13 protein-coding genes are annotated in these 14,146 nt (G+C 67.9%); 7 read left to right on the top strand and 6 right to left on the bottom strand.

Annotation, left to right across the window (positions count from 1 at the left end):
* Window positions 1-63: 63 nt before the first annotated feature.
* On the bottom strand, window positions 64-432 hold the full coding sequence (locus tag GOY17_RS13015; RefSeq protein WP_157030712.1) for a YajG family lipoprotein: 369 nt from the start codon (window positions 430-432) through the stop codon (window positions 64-66).
* A gap of 139 nt (window positions 433-571) precedes the next feature.
* Between GOY17_RS13015 and GOY17_RS13010 the strand changes: the two genes are divergently transcribed.
* Window positions 572-2,146, top strand: coding sequence for a phospholipase D family protein (locus tag GOY17_RS13010; RefSeq protein ID WP_157030711.1), 1,575 nt, complete (start codon window positions 572-574; stop codon window positions 2,144-2,146).
* Between the two features lie 119 nt (window positions 2,147-2,265).
* On the opposite strand, the gene GOY17_RS13005 is transcribed toward GOY17_RS13010, so the two are convergent.
* Together GOY17_RS13005 and mfd are read right to left on the bottom strand one after the other, a co-directional pair.
* Window positions 2,266-2,868: a SixA phosphatase family protein gene (locus GOY17_RS13005; RefSeq protein ID WP_157030710.1), complete on the bottom strand. Its 603-nt coding sequence runs from the start codon at window positions 2,866-2,868 to the stop codon at window positions 2,266-2,268.
* 20 nt (window positions 2,869-2,888) lie between these two features.
* On the bottom strand, window positions 2,889-6,359 hold the full coding sequence (mfd, locus tag GOY17_RS13000; RefSeq protein WP_157030709.1) for a transcription-repair coupling factor: 3,471 nt from the start codon (window positions 6,357-6,359) through the stop codon (window positions 2,889-2,891).
* A 194-nt stretch (window positions 6,360-6,553) separates the two neighbouring features.
* On the opposite strand from mfd, the gene GOY17_RS12995 reads away from it, so the two are divergent.
* Window positions 6,554-7,024: a MarR family winged helix-turn-helix transcriptional regulator gene (locus tag GOY17_RS12995; RefSeq protein ID WP_157030708.1), complete on the top strand. Its 471-nt coding sequence runs from the start codon at window positions 6,554-6,556 to the stop codon at window positions 7,022-7,024.
* Between the two features lie 116 nt (window positions 7,025-7,140).
* The gene (locus GOY17_RS12990) at window positions 7,141-7,566 is read left to right on the top strand and encodes an organic hydroperoxide resistance protein (RefSeq protein ID WP_115842900.1); all 426 of its coding nucleotides are present in this window, start codon (window positions 7,141-7,143) and stop codon (window positions 7,564-7,566) included.
* Between the two features lie 74 nt (window positions 7,567-7,640).
* Here the strand turns inward: GOY17_RS12990 and GOY17_RS12985 are convergent, their stop codons facing one another.
* Both GOY17_RS12985 and GOY17_RS12980 read right to left on the bottom strand, forming a co-directional pair.
* Entirely contained in the window at window positions 7,641-8,693 is a 1,053-nt protein-coding gene (locus GOY17_RS12985; protein WP_157030707.1) for a class I SAM-dependent methyltransferase, read from the bottom strand.
* A 218-nt stretch (window positions 8,694-8,911) separates the two neighbouring features.
* Window positions 8,912-9,475 (bottom strand): GNAT family N-acetyltransferase, encoded by a 564-nt coding sequence (locus GOY17_RS12980; RefSeq protein WP_115842902.1) that lies wholly within the window; start codon window positions 9,473-9,475, stop codon window positions 8,912-8,914.
* A 64-nt stretch (window positions 9,476-9,539) separates the two neighbouring features.
* On the opposite strand from GOY17_RS12980, the gene GOY17_RS12975 reads away from it, so the two are divergent.
* Both GOY17_RS12975 and GOY17_RS12970 read left to right on the top strand, forming a co-directional pair.
* Window positions 9,540-9,899, top strand: coding sequence for an MmcQ/YjbR family DNA-binding protein (locus GOY17_RS12975; RefSeq protein WP_157030706.1), 360 nt, complete (start codon window positions 9,540-9,542; stop codon window positions 9,897-9,899).
* Between the two features lie 129 nt (window positions 9,900-10,028).
* Complete coding sequence (locus tag GOY17_RS12970; RefSeq protein ID WP_115842904.1) at window positions 10,029-10,943, top strand: cation diffusion facilitator family transporter; 915 nt, start codon at window positions 10,029-10,031, stop codon at window positions 10,941-10,943.
* A gap of 41 nt (window positions 10,944-10,984) precedes the next feature.
* Here GOY17_RS12970 and GOY17_RS12965 read toward each other — a convergent pair whose 3' ends face one another.
* On the bottom strand, window positions 10,985-11,845 hold the full coding sequence (locus tag GOY17_RS12965) for a 23S rRNA (adenine(2030)-N(6))-methyltransferase RlmJ (RefSeq protein ID WP_115842905.1): 861 nt from the start codon (window positions 11,843-11,845) through the stop codon (window positions 10,985-10,987).
* Between the two features lie 87 nt (window positions 11,846-11,932).
* Between GOY17_RS12965 and creB the strand changes: the two genes are divergently transcribed.
* Together creB and creC are read left to right on the top strand one after the other, a co-directional pair.
* Window positions 11,933-12,613: a two-component system response regulator CreB gene (gene creB, locus GOY17_RS12960; protein WP_157030705.1), complete on the top strand. Its 681-nt coding sequence runs from the start codon at window positions 11,933-11,935 to the stop codon at window positions 12,611-12,613.
* A complete protein-coding gene (creC, locus tag GOY17_RS12955) occupies window positions 12,610-14,037 on the top strand; it encodes a two-component system sensor histidine kinase CreC (protein ID WP_157030704.1) in 1,428 nt (475 codons plus the stop codon). The genes creB and creC overlap by 4 nt, the downstream gene beginning before the upstream one ends.
* Window positions 14,038-14,146 lie beyond the last annotated feature (109 nt).

Here is a 14,146-nt window from a genome sequence, read left to right as displayed (position 1 = left end):
TCCGGCGAGCGTGTCACATCCTGCGGAAGGCGGCACGTCCCTGGCTGGCACGCACCGTGTCGCTCAGCGGGATGCGTCGTCCACGCGCAGCGTCGCCGGCGGGCGCGGGCCGGGGCCCAGGCCGCGGAGCGTGACGCGCCACGTGCCGATCGCGCGCGGCTGGCCCTGCTCGGACGCCTTGAGCGTCACGTCGAGCACCGCGTCGGGTTTGACGAAACGCACGTGCACGTCCGCATCGCCCGCATGCACGCACTGCACGTCGGGCGGGCAGCGCGAATCGTTGGTCGTATCGACATAGATCAGGCTCGCGCCTTCGGGCAGCGCCATGCGCCGGCCGGGGTGCAGCTGTGCCTCCACGGGCAGCGCGACGTTCGGCACGCTGGCGCAGGCCGTGAGGAGCAGGGCGAACAGGGCGGGCGCGAAACGGACCATCGTCGAATCGGAGTCGGCAGGTGAACGGGACGGCGCGAGTCTAGCCGCTGCGCGCTACGACGCGGTGATCGCCGTCGCGTGAATGAGTCGTTGAAGGGGCCGTCGCTAGAATCCGGGCAGTGCACAACGCCGGATCCCCATGACACGAAAGCTGCGGTGGATCGGCCTGGCCGTGTTCCTGCTGGCGGCGGCCTCGCTGCTGTCGCTCTACAGCTACGGACGCTTCGCCCAGCGTGCGCGCGGGGCGCCGTCGCAGGCGATCGCCGCCACGGCGGTGCAGACGCCGCTGGATCGCGTGATCGCGCCGATGGAGCAGGCGCATCCGGGCCAGGCGGGGCTTTCGCTGATCGCCGACAACCTCGACGCGTTCACCGTGCGCGCGCTGACCGCGCGCGAGGCCGGGCGCAGCCTGGATCTGCAGTACTACATCTGGAAGCCGGACCTCACCGGCAACCTTATCGTGCACGAAGTGCTGCGCGCGGCCGATCGCGGCGTTCGCGTGCGGCTGCTGCTGGACGACCTGAACTCGCACAAGAAGGATTCGGTGCTGGCCGCCCTCGACCGCCATCCGAACATCGAAGTGCGCATGTTCAATCCCTCGCGCGCGCGGCAGTCGTATTTCCTGCGCGGCGTGGAGATGGTGCTGCGGATCTTCAGCCTCAACCGGCGCATGCACAACAAGGCGTGGATCGCCGACGGCCGTGTGGCCGTGGTGGGCGGTCGCAACATCGGCGATGAGTATTTCGGCGCAGCGTCGGAGTCGAACTTCCTCGATGCGGACCTTGCGGTCATCGGCGAGCCGGTGCGCGAAACCTCGCGCATCTTCGACGCGTACTGGAACAGTTCGACCGCGATTCCGCTGTCGGAGCTGGTCGACGCCGACGAGCTGTCGCTGCAGCGGCTGCGTCGCGTGGGCGTGCTCGAATACCGGTCGAAGGACGCCAAGCCCTACATCGAACAGCTTCGCCGTTCGCCCAGTGTCCAGGCGCTGCTGCACGGAAGTCGCGAACCGCGCTGGACGCCGAACGCACACGTCTACTCCGATCCGCCCGAGAAAGCCGAAGGCGCGCCGCGTCGCCGGAACTGGCTGATCGATGCGATCACGCCGGCGTTCACCAGCGCCGAGCGCGAGGTGTTCATCAGTTCGCCGTATTTCGTGCCCGGCGACGACGGCGTGACCGGGCTGCTGCGCATGCGTGATCGCGGCGTGCGCATCGGCATCCTGACCAACTCGCTCGCCGCGACCGATGTTGCCGCCGTGCACGGCGGTTACGCGCCGTACCGCGTGCCGCTGCTGCGCGGCGGCATCGAACTGTACGAACTCAAGGCCCAGGGGCCCGGAGGCGGTCGCGCCGGCAGCGGTCTGCTGGGTTCGAAATCGGGCGAGGCGAGCCTCCACACCAAGGCGTTCATGGTCGACGGCGACTCCGGCTTCGTCGGCTCGGTCAACTTCGATCCGCGCTCGATCAACCTCAACACCGAGATGGGCATCCTGTTCACCGATCGCGAACTCACGCGCGAGCTGATGCGCCTGTACGCGTGGAAGATCGGCCGCGAAAACAGCTATCGCCTGTGGCTGGAGAACGGCGAGCTGCGCTGGGAGGATGCCGCCGCGAAGCCGCCGCGTACGTGGACGGAAGAGCCCGATGCCGACTGGAAGCGTCGCGCGATGGCGACCGTGGCGAGATGGCTGCCAGTGGAGTCGCAGTTGTAGTGGCGCAGTTTTCAGCGGTCGCTGCGCTTTGAGCCCCTCTCCCCGCGGGAGAGGGGTTGGGGTGAGGGGTAACGGAGCATGAGGGCTGGAACTCGCAGTGCAGTGAGGCACGGCTGGTTCTACCGTGACGCTCCGTCGCCCCTCATCCGCCCTTCGGGCACCTTCTCCCGCAGGGAGAAGGAAACAGCAGGCTGCCTCGTCACGTCCAGCGCCGCACGCCCGGACGCATCGATCCGCACCGTCATCAACCGGTCGTACTCCGCTTCGCTCATCGGCGCGACATCGCACGAACACAACGCGGCCGCGATATCCGGCACCGTGTTGCTATGGCCGACGACCAACACCGTCTGGCCCGCATGCCGCTGCTTCAATTGCGCGGCGAACTCCGACGCCGGCAGCTTCGCGTCGTACTCGATCAGCGGCAAACCGTGTTCCTGCGCCGTCGGCGTCGCGGTCTGGCGCGTGCGCAGGAAGGGCGTGGTGTAGACCGCGATCACCGGCATCGACGACAACCGCTTCGCCAGCGCCTGTGCCCGCGCGTGGCCCGCATCGGTCAGCGGCGGATCCTTCGAGCCATCGGGCACCTTTTCGGCGTGACGCACGATCACGAATGTCATCGACGTATCGGCCTGCGCGGCCTCGGTGTGCGGCGCCGATGCACATGCGGACAGCAGCGACAGACACGACGTCAGGAACAAGGCGGTGAGCGGCATCTTCTTCATGCCGCCCACCTTAGCCGACCTCACGCGGCCGGCTGAAGTGCCGTGAGGATGCCCTTGGCGGCCAGCACGCGCGAGGATGCATCGGGCAGGTCCAGCGTCATGCGCAGCTTGTCCGGGCCTTCCATCCTGTAGAGCTTCGGCTGGCCTTGGATCAGGCGGATGATCGCCATCGGATCGACATTGGGTTTCTCGACGAAATGCACTCGGCCACCGGTTTCGCCGAGGTCGAGCTTGCGGATGCCCAGTTCCGTCGCGCGCAGCTTTAGTTCGGCCACCGCGAACATGTACTTGGCGGGGTCGGGCAGCAGGCCGAAGCGGTCGATCATCTCCACCTGCAACTCGCGCAGCTCGTCCGTGTCGCGCGCCCCGCTGATGCGCTTGTACAGCGTCAGGCGCGTGTGCACGTCGGGCAGGTAGTCGTCGGGGATGAGCGCTGGAATGCGCAGCTCGACTTCCGCGCCGCGTGCTTCGACCATGTCCACGTCCGGCAGCTTGCCCTGGCGGATCGAGCGCACCGCGCGTTCGAGCAACTCGGTGTAGAGGCTGAAGCCGACTTCCGCCATCTGACCGCTCTGTTCCTCGCCCAGCAGTTCGCCGGCGCCGCGTATTTCCAGGTCGTGCGTGGCCAGCGTGAAGCCCGCGCCAAGTTCGTCCATCGCCGCGATCGCATCCAGGCGCTTGCGCGCATCGTCGGTCATCGCCTTGCGTTCGGGCACGACGAGGTACGCATACGCACGATGGTGCGAACGACCCACGCGACCGCGAAGCTGGTGCAGCTGCGCCAGGCCGAAGCGGTCGGCGCGGTTGATGATGATCGTGTTCGCGTTGGGGATGTCGATGCCCGATTCGATGATCGTCGTCGACAGCAGCACGTTGTAGCGCTGCTTGTGGAAGTCGAGCATCACGCGCTCGAGTTCGCGCTCGGGCATCTGCCCGTGCGCCACGCCGATGCGCGCTTCGGGTACCAGTTCCTGCAACTCGCGCTGCATGCGGCCGATGCTTTCCACGTCGTTGTGCAGGAAGTACACCTGGCCACCGCGCGACAGCTCGCGCTGGAACGCCTCGCGCAGCTGCATGTCGTCCCACGGTACGACGAAGGTCTGCACGGCAAGGCGGTGCGCCGGCGGCGTGGCGATGATCGACAGGTCGCGCAGTCCCGCCATCGCCATGTTCAGCGTGCGCGGGATCGGCGTCGCGGTGAGCGTGAGCAGGTGCACGTTCGCGCGCAGCGCCTTCAGCGCTTCCTTCTGGCGCACGCCGAAACGCTGTTCCTCGTCGACGATGACCGCGCCGAGATCCTTGAAGCGCACGTCCTTCTGCAGCAGGCGGTGCGTGCCGACGATCACGTCGATCGTGCCGTCGGCGACCTTCGCGAGTTCCGCCTCGATTTCCTTCTTCGTCTTGAAGCGCGAAAGCACCTCGACCCTGATCGGCCAGTCGGCGAAGCGGTCGCGGAAATTGCGGTAATGCTGTTCGGCCAGCAGCGTCGTCGGCACGAGCACGGCGACCTGCTTGCCGCCCATCGCCGTGGTGAAAGCCGCGCGCACCGCGACCTCGGTCTTGCCGAAGCCGACGTCGCCGCAGACCACGCGGTCCATCGGCTGGCTGGAGGCGAGGTCGCGGATCACCGCTTCGATGGCTGCATGCTGGTCGGGCGTTTCCTCGAACGGGAACGCCGCCGCGAACGGCTCGTACACCGCGCGATCGACGTCGATCGCAAGGCCCGCGCGCGCCTGCCGCTTGGCCTGGATTTCCAGCAGTTCCGCCGCGACGTCGCGCACCTTTTCCGCGGCCTTGCGCTTGGCCTTGGTCCACTGCTCGCCGCCGAGTGAATGCAGCGGCGCGGTTTCCTCCGACGCGCCGGAATAGCGGTTGATCAGGTGCAGCTGCGCGACCGGCACGTACAGGCGGTCGCCCTTGGCGTACTCGATTTCCAGGTATTCGGCCGGCATGCCGCCGGCTTCTAGCGTCACCAGTCCGCGATAGCGGCCCACGCCGTGGTCTTCGTGGACGATCGGCGCGCCTTCGGTGAGTTCGCCCAGATCCTTGATGATCGCTTCGGGTTCGCGCCCGACGCGACGTCGGCGACGCGGCTGGCTCGCGCGTTCGGGGAACAGCTGCCGTTCGGTGAGCACGACGAACGCCGGCTCGGTGATCGCGAAACCGTCGTCGAGTGGAGCGACGGCAATGGAGAATCGCGATGCGTCGTTCGCGAGGAACGCCGGGAAATCCGCGACGACCTCGGGCTTCAATGCGCCGGCTTGCAGGATTTCCAGCAGCGCCTCGCGACGTCCCGGCGAGTCCGCCGCCACCAGCACGCGGCCGGGATAGCTCGACAGGAATGACGTGAGCGCGTCGGCCGGCGCGTGATCGCGCGCGGCGACAGGCAGGGACGGTGCCGGCTGGTCGCCGAGCGCGGTCGCGCGCTCGCGCTGTGCGTGGCCTTCGCCGCAGACTTCCACGCGCGCGCCGGCATTGAGGCGCTCACGCAATGCGTCCGGCGGCAGGTACAGCGCGTCGGGCGGAAGCAGCGGGCGTTCGAGGTCGTGTCGGCGCTGCTCGTAACGCTCGCCCGTATGCGTCCAGAACTGGTCGGCCGCTTCCATCGCGCCGTCGGCGATGACCGGCAGCGTGTCAGCGTGCAGGTAGTCGAACAGCGTGGACGTCGTATCGAAGAACAGCGGCAGGTAGTACTCGATGCCCGGCGGTGCGAGGCCGGCCTTCAAATCCTGGTAAAGCGCGCTTCGGCGCGTATCCAGATCGAAGCGGTCGCGCAGCGCATCGAGCGCGCGCTTCAGCGCAGCATCGCTGAGCGGCACTTCGCGGCCCGGCAGCAGGTGCACGGCGTCGATCTTTTCCAGCGAGCGCTGCGATTCGGGATCGAACGCGCGGATGGTTTCGATCTCGTCGTCCAGCAGCTCGACGCGGAACGGCTGGTCGGCGCCCATCGGGTAGACGTCGAGCAGGCCGCCACGTACGGCGAAATCGCCCGGATCGAGCACCTGCGGCACATGGCGATAGCCGGCGGATTCGAGGCGACGCTTCTCCGCGTCGAGGTCCAGGCGCTGCCCCGTCTTCACATCGAAACTGCCGCCGACCACGTGCTTGAGCGGCGCCAGGCGCTGCAGCAGCGTCTGCACCGGCACGATCACGATGCCGCGCTTGAGCGTGGGCAGGCGATGCAGTGCGGCCAGGCGCTGGCTCACGATGTCGGGGTGCGGGCTGAAGACGTCGTAGGGCAGGGTTTCCCAGTCGGGGAAGCCGATCACCGGCAGCTCGGTCTGCTGCGCGCCCAGGAGCGTGTGCAGGTCGGATTCGAGCTGGTGTGCGCCCTGGTTGTCGCGCGCGACGACCAGCAGCGGCGCGCCATGGGCGGACGCCGCGGCGGCGACGTGGAACGCCAGCGCGGACGGCGAGGCCGGCGCGCGCCACCAGGCGCGCTGCTGGCCGGTTTTCGGCAGGGGAGGCGTGGGGATTGCGGATTTGCGCATCGGGAAGGCGTGGGGCGTCCGGAAAGCGAAAACAAGACCAGCGCCGGAAGCGTGCCTCCCAGCGCAAAGAGCCCGCATTTTACGGGACATGCGGATGAAGGCCGTTCGGACGGGCCGCTACCGGATCGCAGCGTTATGTCAGTGCGCGTAATATCGCTTGCAATTAGATAGCGCGCTATGTAAATTTCCGACCCATGAAGACCGTCCGCAAAGCCTCCACGCCGAAGCCGGCCCGCAACCTGCTGCATCTGGACGAGCAGCTGTGCTTCGCGCTGTATTCCACCGGGCTGGCGCTGAACAAGGTGTACCGGCGGCTGCTGGCGCCGCTGGGCCTGACGTATCCGCAGTACCTGGTGATGATGGTGCTGTGGGAGCGCGAGGGGCTGAGCGTGTCGGAGATCGGCGAGCGCCTGTTCCTCGACTCGGCCACGCTGACGCCGCTGCTCAAGCGGCTGGAGGCGATGGGCCTGGTGACGCGCACGCGCGCCAGCCACGACGAGCGGCAGGTGATCGTCGAGCTAAGCGCCGAAGGCAGGGCGCTGAAAACCCGCGCTAAGTCGGTTCCGGCCGACCTGCTGTGCGCCTCGGAATGCTCGCCCGACGACCTCGTGGCGATGAAGAAGCAACTGGAATCCCTGAGGGAAGCGCTCGCACGGAACGGATGAGTCCGCCGCGCGACACTTCGCTCTATCAAATAAGTAGTGCGCTATGAAGTAGCGGGCTATCTATGTAATCGGCCAGTCGGCCGCCCACGTTCCACCCCACAACCAGGAGTCATCGCATGTCCCTCGATCAGGTCCTCTACACCGCCCACGCCACGTCCACCGGTGGCCGCGACGGCCGTTCCGTCTCCTCCGACAAGGTGCTCGACGTCAAGCTCGCCACGCCGCGCGAACTCGGCGGCGCGGGCGGCGAGGGCACGAACCCCGAGCAGCTGTTCGCCGCGGGTTACTCGGCCTGCTTCCTCGGCGCGCTGAAGTTCGTCGCAGGCAAGGAGAAGATCGCGCTCCCCGCCGATGCGAGCATCGACGCCGCCGTCGGCATCGGCCCGCTGCCGACCGGTTTCGGCATCCAGGCCGAGTTGAAGATCTCACTGCCGGGCCTGCCGCGCGAACAGGCCGAAGCGCTTGTGCAGAAGGCGCACCAGGTCTGCCCGTACTCGAACGCGACCCGCGGCAACATCGACGTGACGCTGACCGTCGTCTGATCGCACGAGGAAGCGCGGCGCGGGCGTCCAGCCCGCGTCGCGCGTGCCCCCTCGCTACCGGAACGAAGCGGGCCTCACGGCCTGGCTTCGAACACCAGGTTGAACGGCGTCTGCGTCGCGCGGCGGAAACGCGTGAAGCCGGCGTCCGTCATCACCTTGCGCAGCCGCGCCTCGCCGGCCTGCGCCCCGAGCGCCGGGCCGTTGCGCGCCAGCGACACCGGCACGCAGATCTGCGACGACGCGCCGTAGTACACGCGGCCGACGGGATTGAGATTCTCCGCCACGCTGTCGCCGGCGAAGGGTTCCACCAGCATGCAGGTGCCGTCGGGCTTCAGTGCCTGCAGCGCGTGCCGCGCGGCGCCGACCGGGTCGGCCATATCGTGCAGGCAGTCGAAGAAGCAGATCAGGTCGAAGTCCTTCTCGGCGTAGCCCGTGGCATCGGCCGCTTCGAACCGCGCATTGGTCGCGCCGGCCTGCGTCGCGCGCTCGCGGGCGACCTCGATCGACGGTACGTGGTAGTCGAAACCGAAGAAGGTCGAGTTCGGGAACGCTCGCGCCATCAGCGATGTGCTGGCGCCGTGGCCGCAGCCGACGTCGGCTGCCTTGCCGCCCGCGCGCAGCTTGTCGACGACGCCTTCCAGCGCCGGCAGCCATTCGGTCACCAGGTGCGCGTTGTAGCCGGCGCGGAAGAAGCGCTCGGTGCCATGGAACAGGCAGGGATGGTGCTCGCCCCATTCCATGCCCTGGCCCGTGCGGAAATTCGCCTTGGTCTTCTCCAGCGCGTGGAAGGTCGCTTCCACGATGGAATACGCGCCGGGCAGATCGACCGGCCCGCCCGGATCGGCCAGGCACAGCGCCTGCTCGGCACTGAGCGAGTACGTATCGCTCGCACGGTCGTAATCGACATACCCGCCCGCGGCCTGGTTGCCGAGCCACTCGCGGATGTAGCGCTCGTTGGTGCCGGTGTGGCGGGCGAGGTCGGCGGCGTTCATGGGCTTTTCGGCGAGTGCGCGGTACAGGCCGAGCTGGTCGCCCACGAGCATGAGCGTGGCGCTCATCGCCGCGCCGAGGTCGCCCACGGCCTGGCCGAGGAACTGGTTGAGGCGGTCTTCGTTGATGGCGTTCATCGCTGCAGTCCCGGAAACGATCCCTCCGTGGACGGACGCGGTTGTGCCTGCCGCAAGGCCCCCCGGTCGTTGTTTTACAACGCGATGGCCCGGGCGGGACGGTCACTTCCGGCCGCTTGTCGTGCGAGCGCCTGTTCACGCGCCCAGCGCAGGGCTCGCGTCGGATCACGCGTGTTGGGCTGCGTCCCAACCTGCGCCGGGATGACGCCGCGAGGCGATCAGGCGGCCTTGGGCTTCAGGTCCAGCCGTACGCGGATGAGCCCGGCGGCGTCCTCGCCGCTGCGCTCGAAACCCAGCGACTCGGCGAGCGAGAGCATCGCCTGGTTGTGCTCGAACACGTCGCCGTACACGCAGTCGAGCTTCTTGCCGCGCGCCCACTTCACCAGCCGGGTCATCAGATACCGGCCGAGTCCCATGTTCGCCACGTAATGGCTGACCAGAATGGCAAACCCGGCATCCCGACCGTTGTCGTCGACCGAGATGCGCGCGACCGCGCCGATCAACGCCTCGCCGGGCGGCAGAGGCTCGGCCGCGACGAGGGCGAACTCGTTCTTGGGGTTGATGCGGGTCATCCGCTCAGCCGCTTCAGGCGTCATTTCCGCCAACGCGTCGCGCTGGATGCCGGAGGAAAAGCGCTGGCGCACCTCCTCCGGCTGGAGCAGGGAGAAGCTGGCGCGAATGGGTTCTGCGTCTTCCGGGCGGATCGGACGAATCAATACTTCGCGTCCGTTGGGAAGACGCATCCTTTCGTGCCAGGGCGGGAGTCGTTCGCGCGCGGCCATGGACGGATATTGGCACACTGCCCGTATTCACATTCTTCACGGGGACAGCCCCGGGGACAGGGCGATGGATCAGGCGGGATTGCGGGACTGGGTAGGCGGCTGGCCGGGCGTGGAAGGCTCGATCAAATGGGGCGAGGACCTGGTGTTCTCGGTGGCCGGGAAGATGTTCTGCGTGACGCGTGCCGATCAAGCAGGGGCACACGGCGCCGGCGCGGTGAGCTTCAAGGTCGAGGACGACCGCTTCCTCGAACTGACCGAGCGGCCCGGCTTCCAGCCGGCGCCGTACCTGGCGCGTTCGCACTGGGTGATGGTGGAAGAGCCCGGCCGCCTGCCTCCGGACGAACTGCGCGCGCTGTTGCGTCGAAGTTACGAACTGGTCCGGGAAAAGCTGCCCAAGAAGACGCAGCGCGAACTCGCCGACTGACATGCTGGCGTCGAGGTGGCGGTCTTGACGAAGCGCACACCCCGCGCCTGCATCGGCGCCACATGCCCCGATGCTAGACTCGCGCCGCTTCGACGCACTCATCGATCCACACTTCTTTAAGGACGACGCATGGCTGGTGGTGGTGATTCGACCCGCGCGATCTTCTTCGCGCTCGGTGCCAATTTCGCGATCGCGGTCGCCAAGGGCGTGGCCGCGTTCTTCACCGGTTCCAGCGCGATGCTGGCCGAGACCGTGCACTCGCTCGCCGACTGCGGCAACCAGCTGCTGTTGCTGCTGGGCATGCGCCAGGCCAAGGCGCCGCCGTCGCCCGACTACCCACTGGGCTACGGCAAAGCCATCTACTTCTGGTCGTTCCTGGTGGCGGTGATGCTGTTCACCGTCGGCGGCATGTTCTCGCTGTACGAGGGCATCCACAAACTGCAGCATCCCGAACCCCTCCAGCACTGGTACTGGGCCGCCGGCGTGCTGGTGTTCGGCATCATCGCCGAGGGCGTGTCGATGCGCGCCTGCCTGCACGAGGTCAACAAGGCGCGCGGCGATCGGAGCCTGTGGCAGTGGTTCCGCGAAAGCCGCCAGGCCGAACTGGTCGTGATCTTCGGCGAGGACCTCGCGGCGCTGCTGGGCCTGGTGTTCGCGCTGGTCGCCGTGCTGCTGGCGGTCTACACCGGCAACCCGCTGTGGGACGCCATCGGCACGATCGCCATCGGCGCGCTGCTGATCGTCGTGGCCGTCTTCGTCGCCATCGAAGTGAAGGCGATGCTGATCGGCCAGAGCGTCGATCCGGCGCGCCAGAAGCAGATGCGCGACTTCCTGGAAGCGCGTCCGGAGGTGCAGCGCGTGATCAGCCTGATCACGCTGCAGCTTGGCAACGAAGTGATGGTGTCGGTGCAGGCGCAGATGCACGAGCGTCGCGATGTCGAAACGCTGGTCGACCAGATCAACGGCATCGAGCGCGCGATGAAGCAGAGCTTCCCGGAAGTGCGGTGGAGCTTCTTCGAGCCGGACTGCAAGGCGGGGCTGTAACCCGCGACTGACGCGCGACAACAGGACTGCCGGCGGCGCCGTCAGTCCTCGCGCTTCAACCACTCCAGCCGCCCGGACGCCGCGGCGTCCTCGCCGAGCACCTTGGCCAGCAGCGGCAGCACGCCGGCCATCGTCTGGTCGAGCTGCCACGGCGGATTGAGGATCAGCAGGCCGCTTCCGTTCATGCGCAGCGGCGAATCGTCGGCACGCACGAGCAGTTCGGCGACGAAGGACGACTTCGCCGGCAGCGTCGCCGCGCGGCGGTAGAACGGCTGCAGCGAGCGGCGCAGCTTGATCGGATACCAGAACGCGTACGTGCCCTGCGGCCAGCGCGTGAGCGCGTCGCGCAAGGCGCCCAGCGCCGCATCGAACTCCTCCAGCTGCGCCTCGAACGGCGGGTCGATCAGCACCAGTCCGCGATTGAGGCGCGTCTCGCCGAATCGCGGCGGCAGCAGCGCCTTCATCGCGCCATAGCCGTCGCGCTCGTGCACGGCGACGCGGCTGTCGCGCGCGAACACCGATTCCAGCTGTTTCGCTTCCTCCGGGTGCAGTTCGCACGCGGCGATGCGGTCCTGTTCGCGCAGCGCATGCGCGAGCAGCCACGGCGAGCCCGGGTAGGCGGTGGGCCCGTGGTCGTGGCGGCACGCGCGGATCGCCGACAGGTAGCGCGTGATGGCCGGGTGCTTCGGTGCCTCGGCCATCAGCCGGCCGATACCGCCCTCGGCCTCGCCGGTGCGCTGCGCGGAGTTGCTGTCCAGCGCGTACAGGCCGCGCCCGGCGTGCGTGTCGAGCGCGAACGCCGCCGCCGGCTTGGCGGTCAGGGCGTCGCACAGGGCGAGCACGGCGATGTGCTTGAGCACGTCGGCATGGTTGCCGGCGTGGAAGGCGTGGCGGTAATTCATGGGGATGGGGTATTCGGAAGGGGGATCGGCAGGAGCCAGTATGCTCTTGCCGTCGATTCTACGATCCCGAACCCAGATCCCCGATCCATGCGCATCCTCCTGGTAGAAGACGAACCCGCCATCGCCCAGGTCGTGACGCATGCGCTGCGCGCCGAGGGCTTCGAGGCCGTGCATTGCCTCACCGGCGGCGACGCGCTCGCCGCGGCACGCGGGCAGGACTTCGACCTGGCGATCCTCGACGTCGGGCTGCCGGACATCGGCGGCTTCGCGCTGTGCCGGCAATTGCGCCGCGAGCGCGACCTGCCGGTGATCTTCCTGACCGCACAGGACGCGGAGGCCGATCGCATCCTCGGGCTGGAAATCGGCGCCGACGATTACGTCACCAAGCCATTCTCGCCGCGCGAGCTCGTCGCGCGCGTGCGCGTGGTGCTTCGACGAATGCAGCCGCCGCAGCCGGCAACGACGCGCCAGAACGACGCCGTGTTCGCCCACGACGCCGAAGGTCATCGCATCCGCTATCGCGGCCGCGTGCTCGATCTCACGCGCTACGAGTACGGCCTGCTCGCGGCACTGTTGCAGCGCCCGGGTGCGGTGCTGTCTCGCGCGCAGCTGATGGATCGCGTGTGGGGCGATGCGCTGGAAAGTGGCGATCGCACGGTCGACACGCACATCAAGACGCTGCGCGCGAAGCTGCGCGACGTCGCGCCCGATGAGGATCCCATCCGCACGCATCGCGGCCTCGGCTATTCGCTGGAAGTTGGTGCATGAAAATTGGGCTACGCATCTTCCTGGGCTATTTCCTGATCGTCGCCATCGCCGGTTTGCTGCTCGCGCAGGTGTTCGTCGCGCAGGTCAAACCCGGCGTGCGCCAGGCGATGGAGGACACGCTGGTCGACACGGCCAACGTGCTCGCCGAGCTCGCTACCGACGATTTCATCAAAGGCCGCATCGACGAAGGCGACTTCGCCCGCCGCGTGCGCGCGATGGCCGGGCGCGATTACGGCGCGCAGATCTGGGGTTTCGGCAAGCGCACCTCGCAGTACCGCATCTACGTCACCGACGCGCGCGGCATCGTCGTGTTCGACAGCAGCGGGCGCGACGTGGGGCGCGATTATTCACGCTGGAACGACGTCTACCTGACGTTGCGCGGCCGCTACGGCGCGCGCTCCACGCGCAGCGAATACGCCGATCCCAATTCGACCGTCATGCACGTTGCCGCGCCGATCCGCGACGCAGGCGGTCGCATCATTGGTGTGCTCACGGTCGCCAAGCCCAACAGCGCGATCGCACCCTTCATCGAACGCAGCCAGCGTTCGGTGTGGCGCTGGGGCGCGGTGCTGTTGGGCGTGTCGCTGCTGATCGGGCTGATGGCGGCGTGGTGGCTGTCGCGCCAGCTCGGCGCGTTGCGGCGCTACGCGAATGCCGTCACCGCCGGCGAACGCGCGACGCTGCCCCGAACGGCCGGCGAGTTCGGCGAACTCGGCCACGCGCTGGAAACCATGCGCACGCAGCTGGAAGGCAAGCAGTACGTCGAACAGTACGTGCATACGCTGACGCATGAAATGAAGAGCCCGCTGGCGGCGATTCGCGGCAGCGCGGAACTGCTGGAAGGCCCGCTCGACGATGCCGACCGCACGCGCTTCGCCGCGACGATTCGCGCGCAGAGCGAACGCCTGTCGCAGATGATCGACAAGATGCTGGCGCTGGCCGCGGTGGAACACCGGCAGCGGCTGGAGCATCCCGAATCGCTGTCGCTGGCGGACGTCGTCGCCGATGCGGCATCGCAGTGCGAAACGCGGCTGTCGCAGGCGGGATTGCGGTTGTCGCTGGACCTGGCTGCCGGCTTGCCTGACGTGCGCGGGGATCGCTTCCTGCTTCGGCAGGCCGTGGTGAATCTGATCGAGAATGCGGTGGATTTCTCGCCGCATCGCGGCGTGGTGGAGGTGCGCCTGGACGCCGAGGGTGATCGGCAACGCGTGGAAGTGCGCGATCGCGGGCCGGGCATTCCCGACTACGCCGTCGAACGCGTGTTCGAGCGTTTCTATTCGCTGCCGCGCCCGGGCAACGGCAGCCGCAGCAGCGGGCTGGGGCTGCCCTTCGTGGCCGAAGTAGCTGCGCTGCACGGCGGTGAGGCGTCGCTGGTGAATCGCGACGGGGGCGGGGCGGTTGCGGGGTTGATGCTGCCGGGCTGATCTGTCTTGCCCGATATTTGTCATCCCGGCGAAAGCCGGGACCCAGGCCCGCATCGTCTGGGCACTCCGATTGCGATGGACCACATCACCGTCATCCCAGCGAAAGCTG

Source organism: Lysobacter soli, assembly GCF_009755585.1.
In the GTDB taxonomy this organism is placed as follows: Bacteria; Pseudomonadota; Gammaproteobacteria; order Xanthomonadales; family Xanthomonadaceae; genus Lysobacter_J; species Lysobacter_J soli.
The sequence above is the reverse complement of the archived record's forward strand: the minus strand, read 5'-3'. Positions and strand labels throughout refer to the sequence as shown.

Bases quoted from the DNA above. Each gene is read 5' to 3' on its own strand.
- GOY17_RS12980 (WP_115842902.1), bottom strand. From the start codon at position 9,475: ATGGCCGCGCGCGAACGACTCCCGCCCTGGCACGAAAGGATGCGTCTT.
- creC (WP_157030704.1), top strand. From the start codon at position 12,610: ATGAAAATTGGGCTACGCATCTTCCTGGGCTATTTCCTGATCGTCGCC.
- GOY17_RS13005 (WP_157030710.1), bottom strand. From the start codon at position 2,868: ATGAAGAAGATGCCGCTCACCGCCTTGTTCCTGACGTCGTGTCTGTCG.
- mfd (WP_157030709.1), bottom strand. From the start codon at position 6,359: ATGCGCAAATCCGCAATCCCCACGCCTCCCCTGCCGAAAACCGGCCAG.
- GOY17_RS12965 (WP_115842905.1), bottom strand. From the start codon at position 11,845: ATGAATTACCGCCACGCCTTCCACGCCGGCAACCATGCCGACGTGCTC.
- GOY17_RS13010 (WP_157030711.1), top strand. From the start codon at position 572: ATGACACGAAAGCTGCGGTGGATCGGCCTGGCCGTGTTCCTGCTGGCG.
- GOY17_RS13015 (WP_157030712.1), bottom strand. From the start codon at position 432: ATGGTCCGTTTCGCGCCCGCCCTGTTCGCCCTGCTCCTCACGGCCTGC.
- GOY17_RS12990 (WP_115842900.1), top strand. From the start codon at position 7,141: ATGTCCCTCGATCAGGTCCTCTACACCGCCCACGCCACGTCCACCGGT.
- GOY17_RS12985 (WP_157030707.1), bottom strand. From the start codon at position 8,693: ATGAACGCCATCAACGAAGACCGCCTCAACCAGTTCCTCGGCCAGGCC.
- GOY17_RS12975 (WP_157030706.1), top strand. From the start codon at position 9,540: ATGGATCAGGCGGGATTGCGGGACTGGGTAGGCGGCTGGCCGGGCGTG.
- creB (WP_157030705.1), top strand. From the start codon at position 11,933: ATGCGCATCCTCCTGGTAGAAGACGAACCCGCCATCGCCCAGGTCGTG.
- GOY17_RS12970 (WP_115842904.1), top strand. From the start codon at position 10,029: ATGGCTGGTGGTGGTGATTCGACCCGCGCGATCTTCTTCGCGCTCGGT.
- GOY17_RS12995 (WP_157030708.1), top strand. From the start codon at position 6,554: ATGAAGACCGTCCGCAAAGCCTCCACGCCGAAGCCGGCCCGCAACCTG.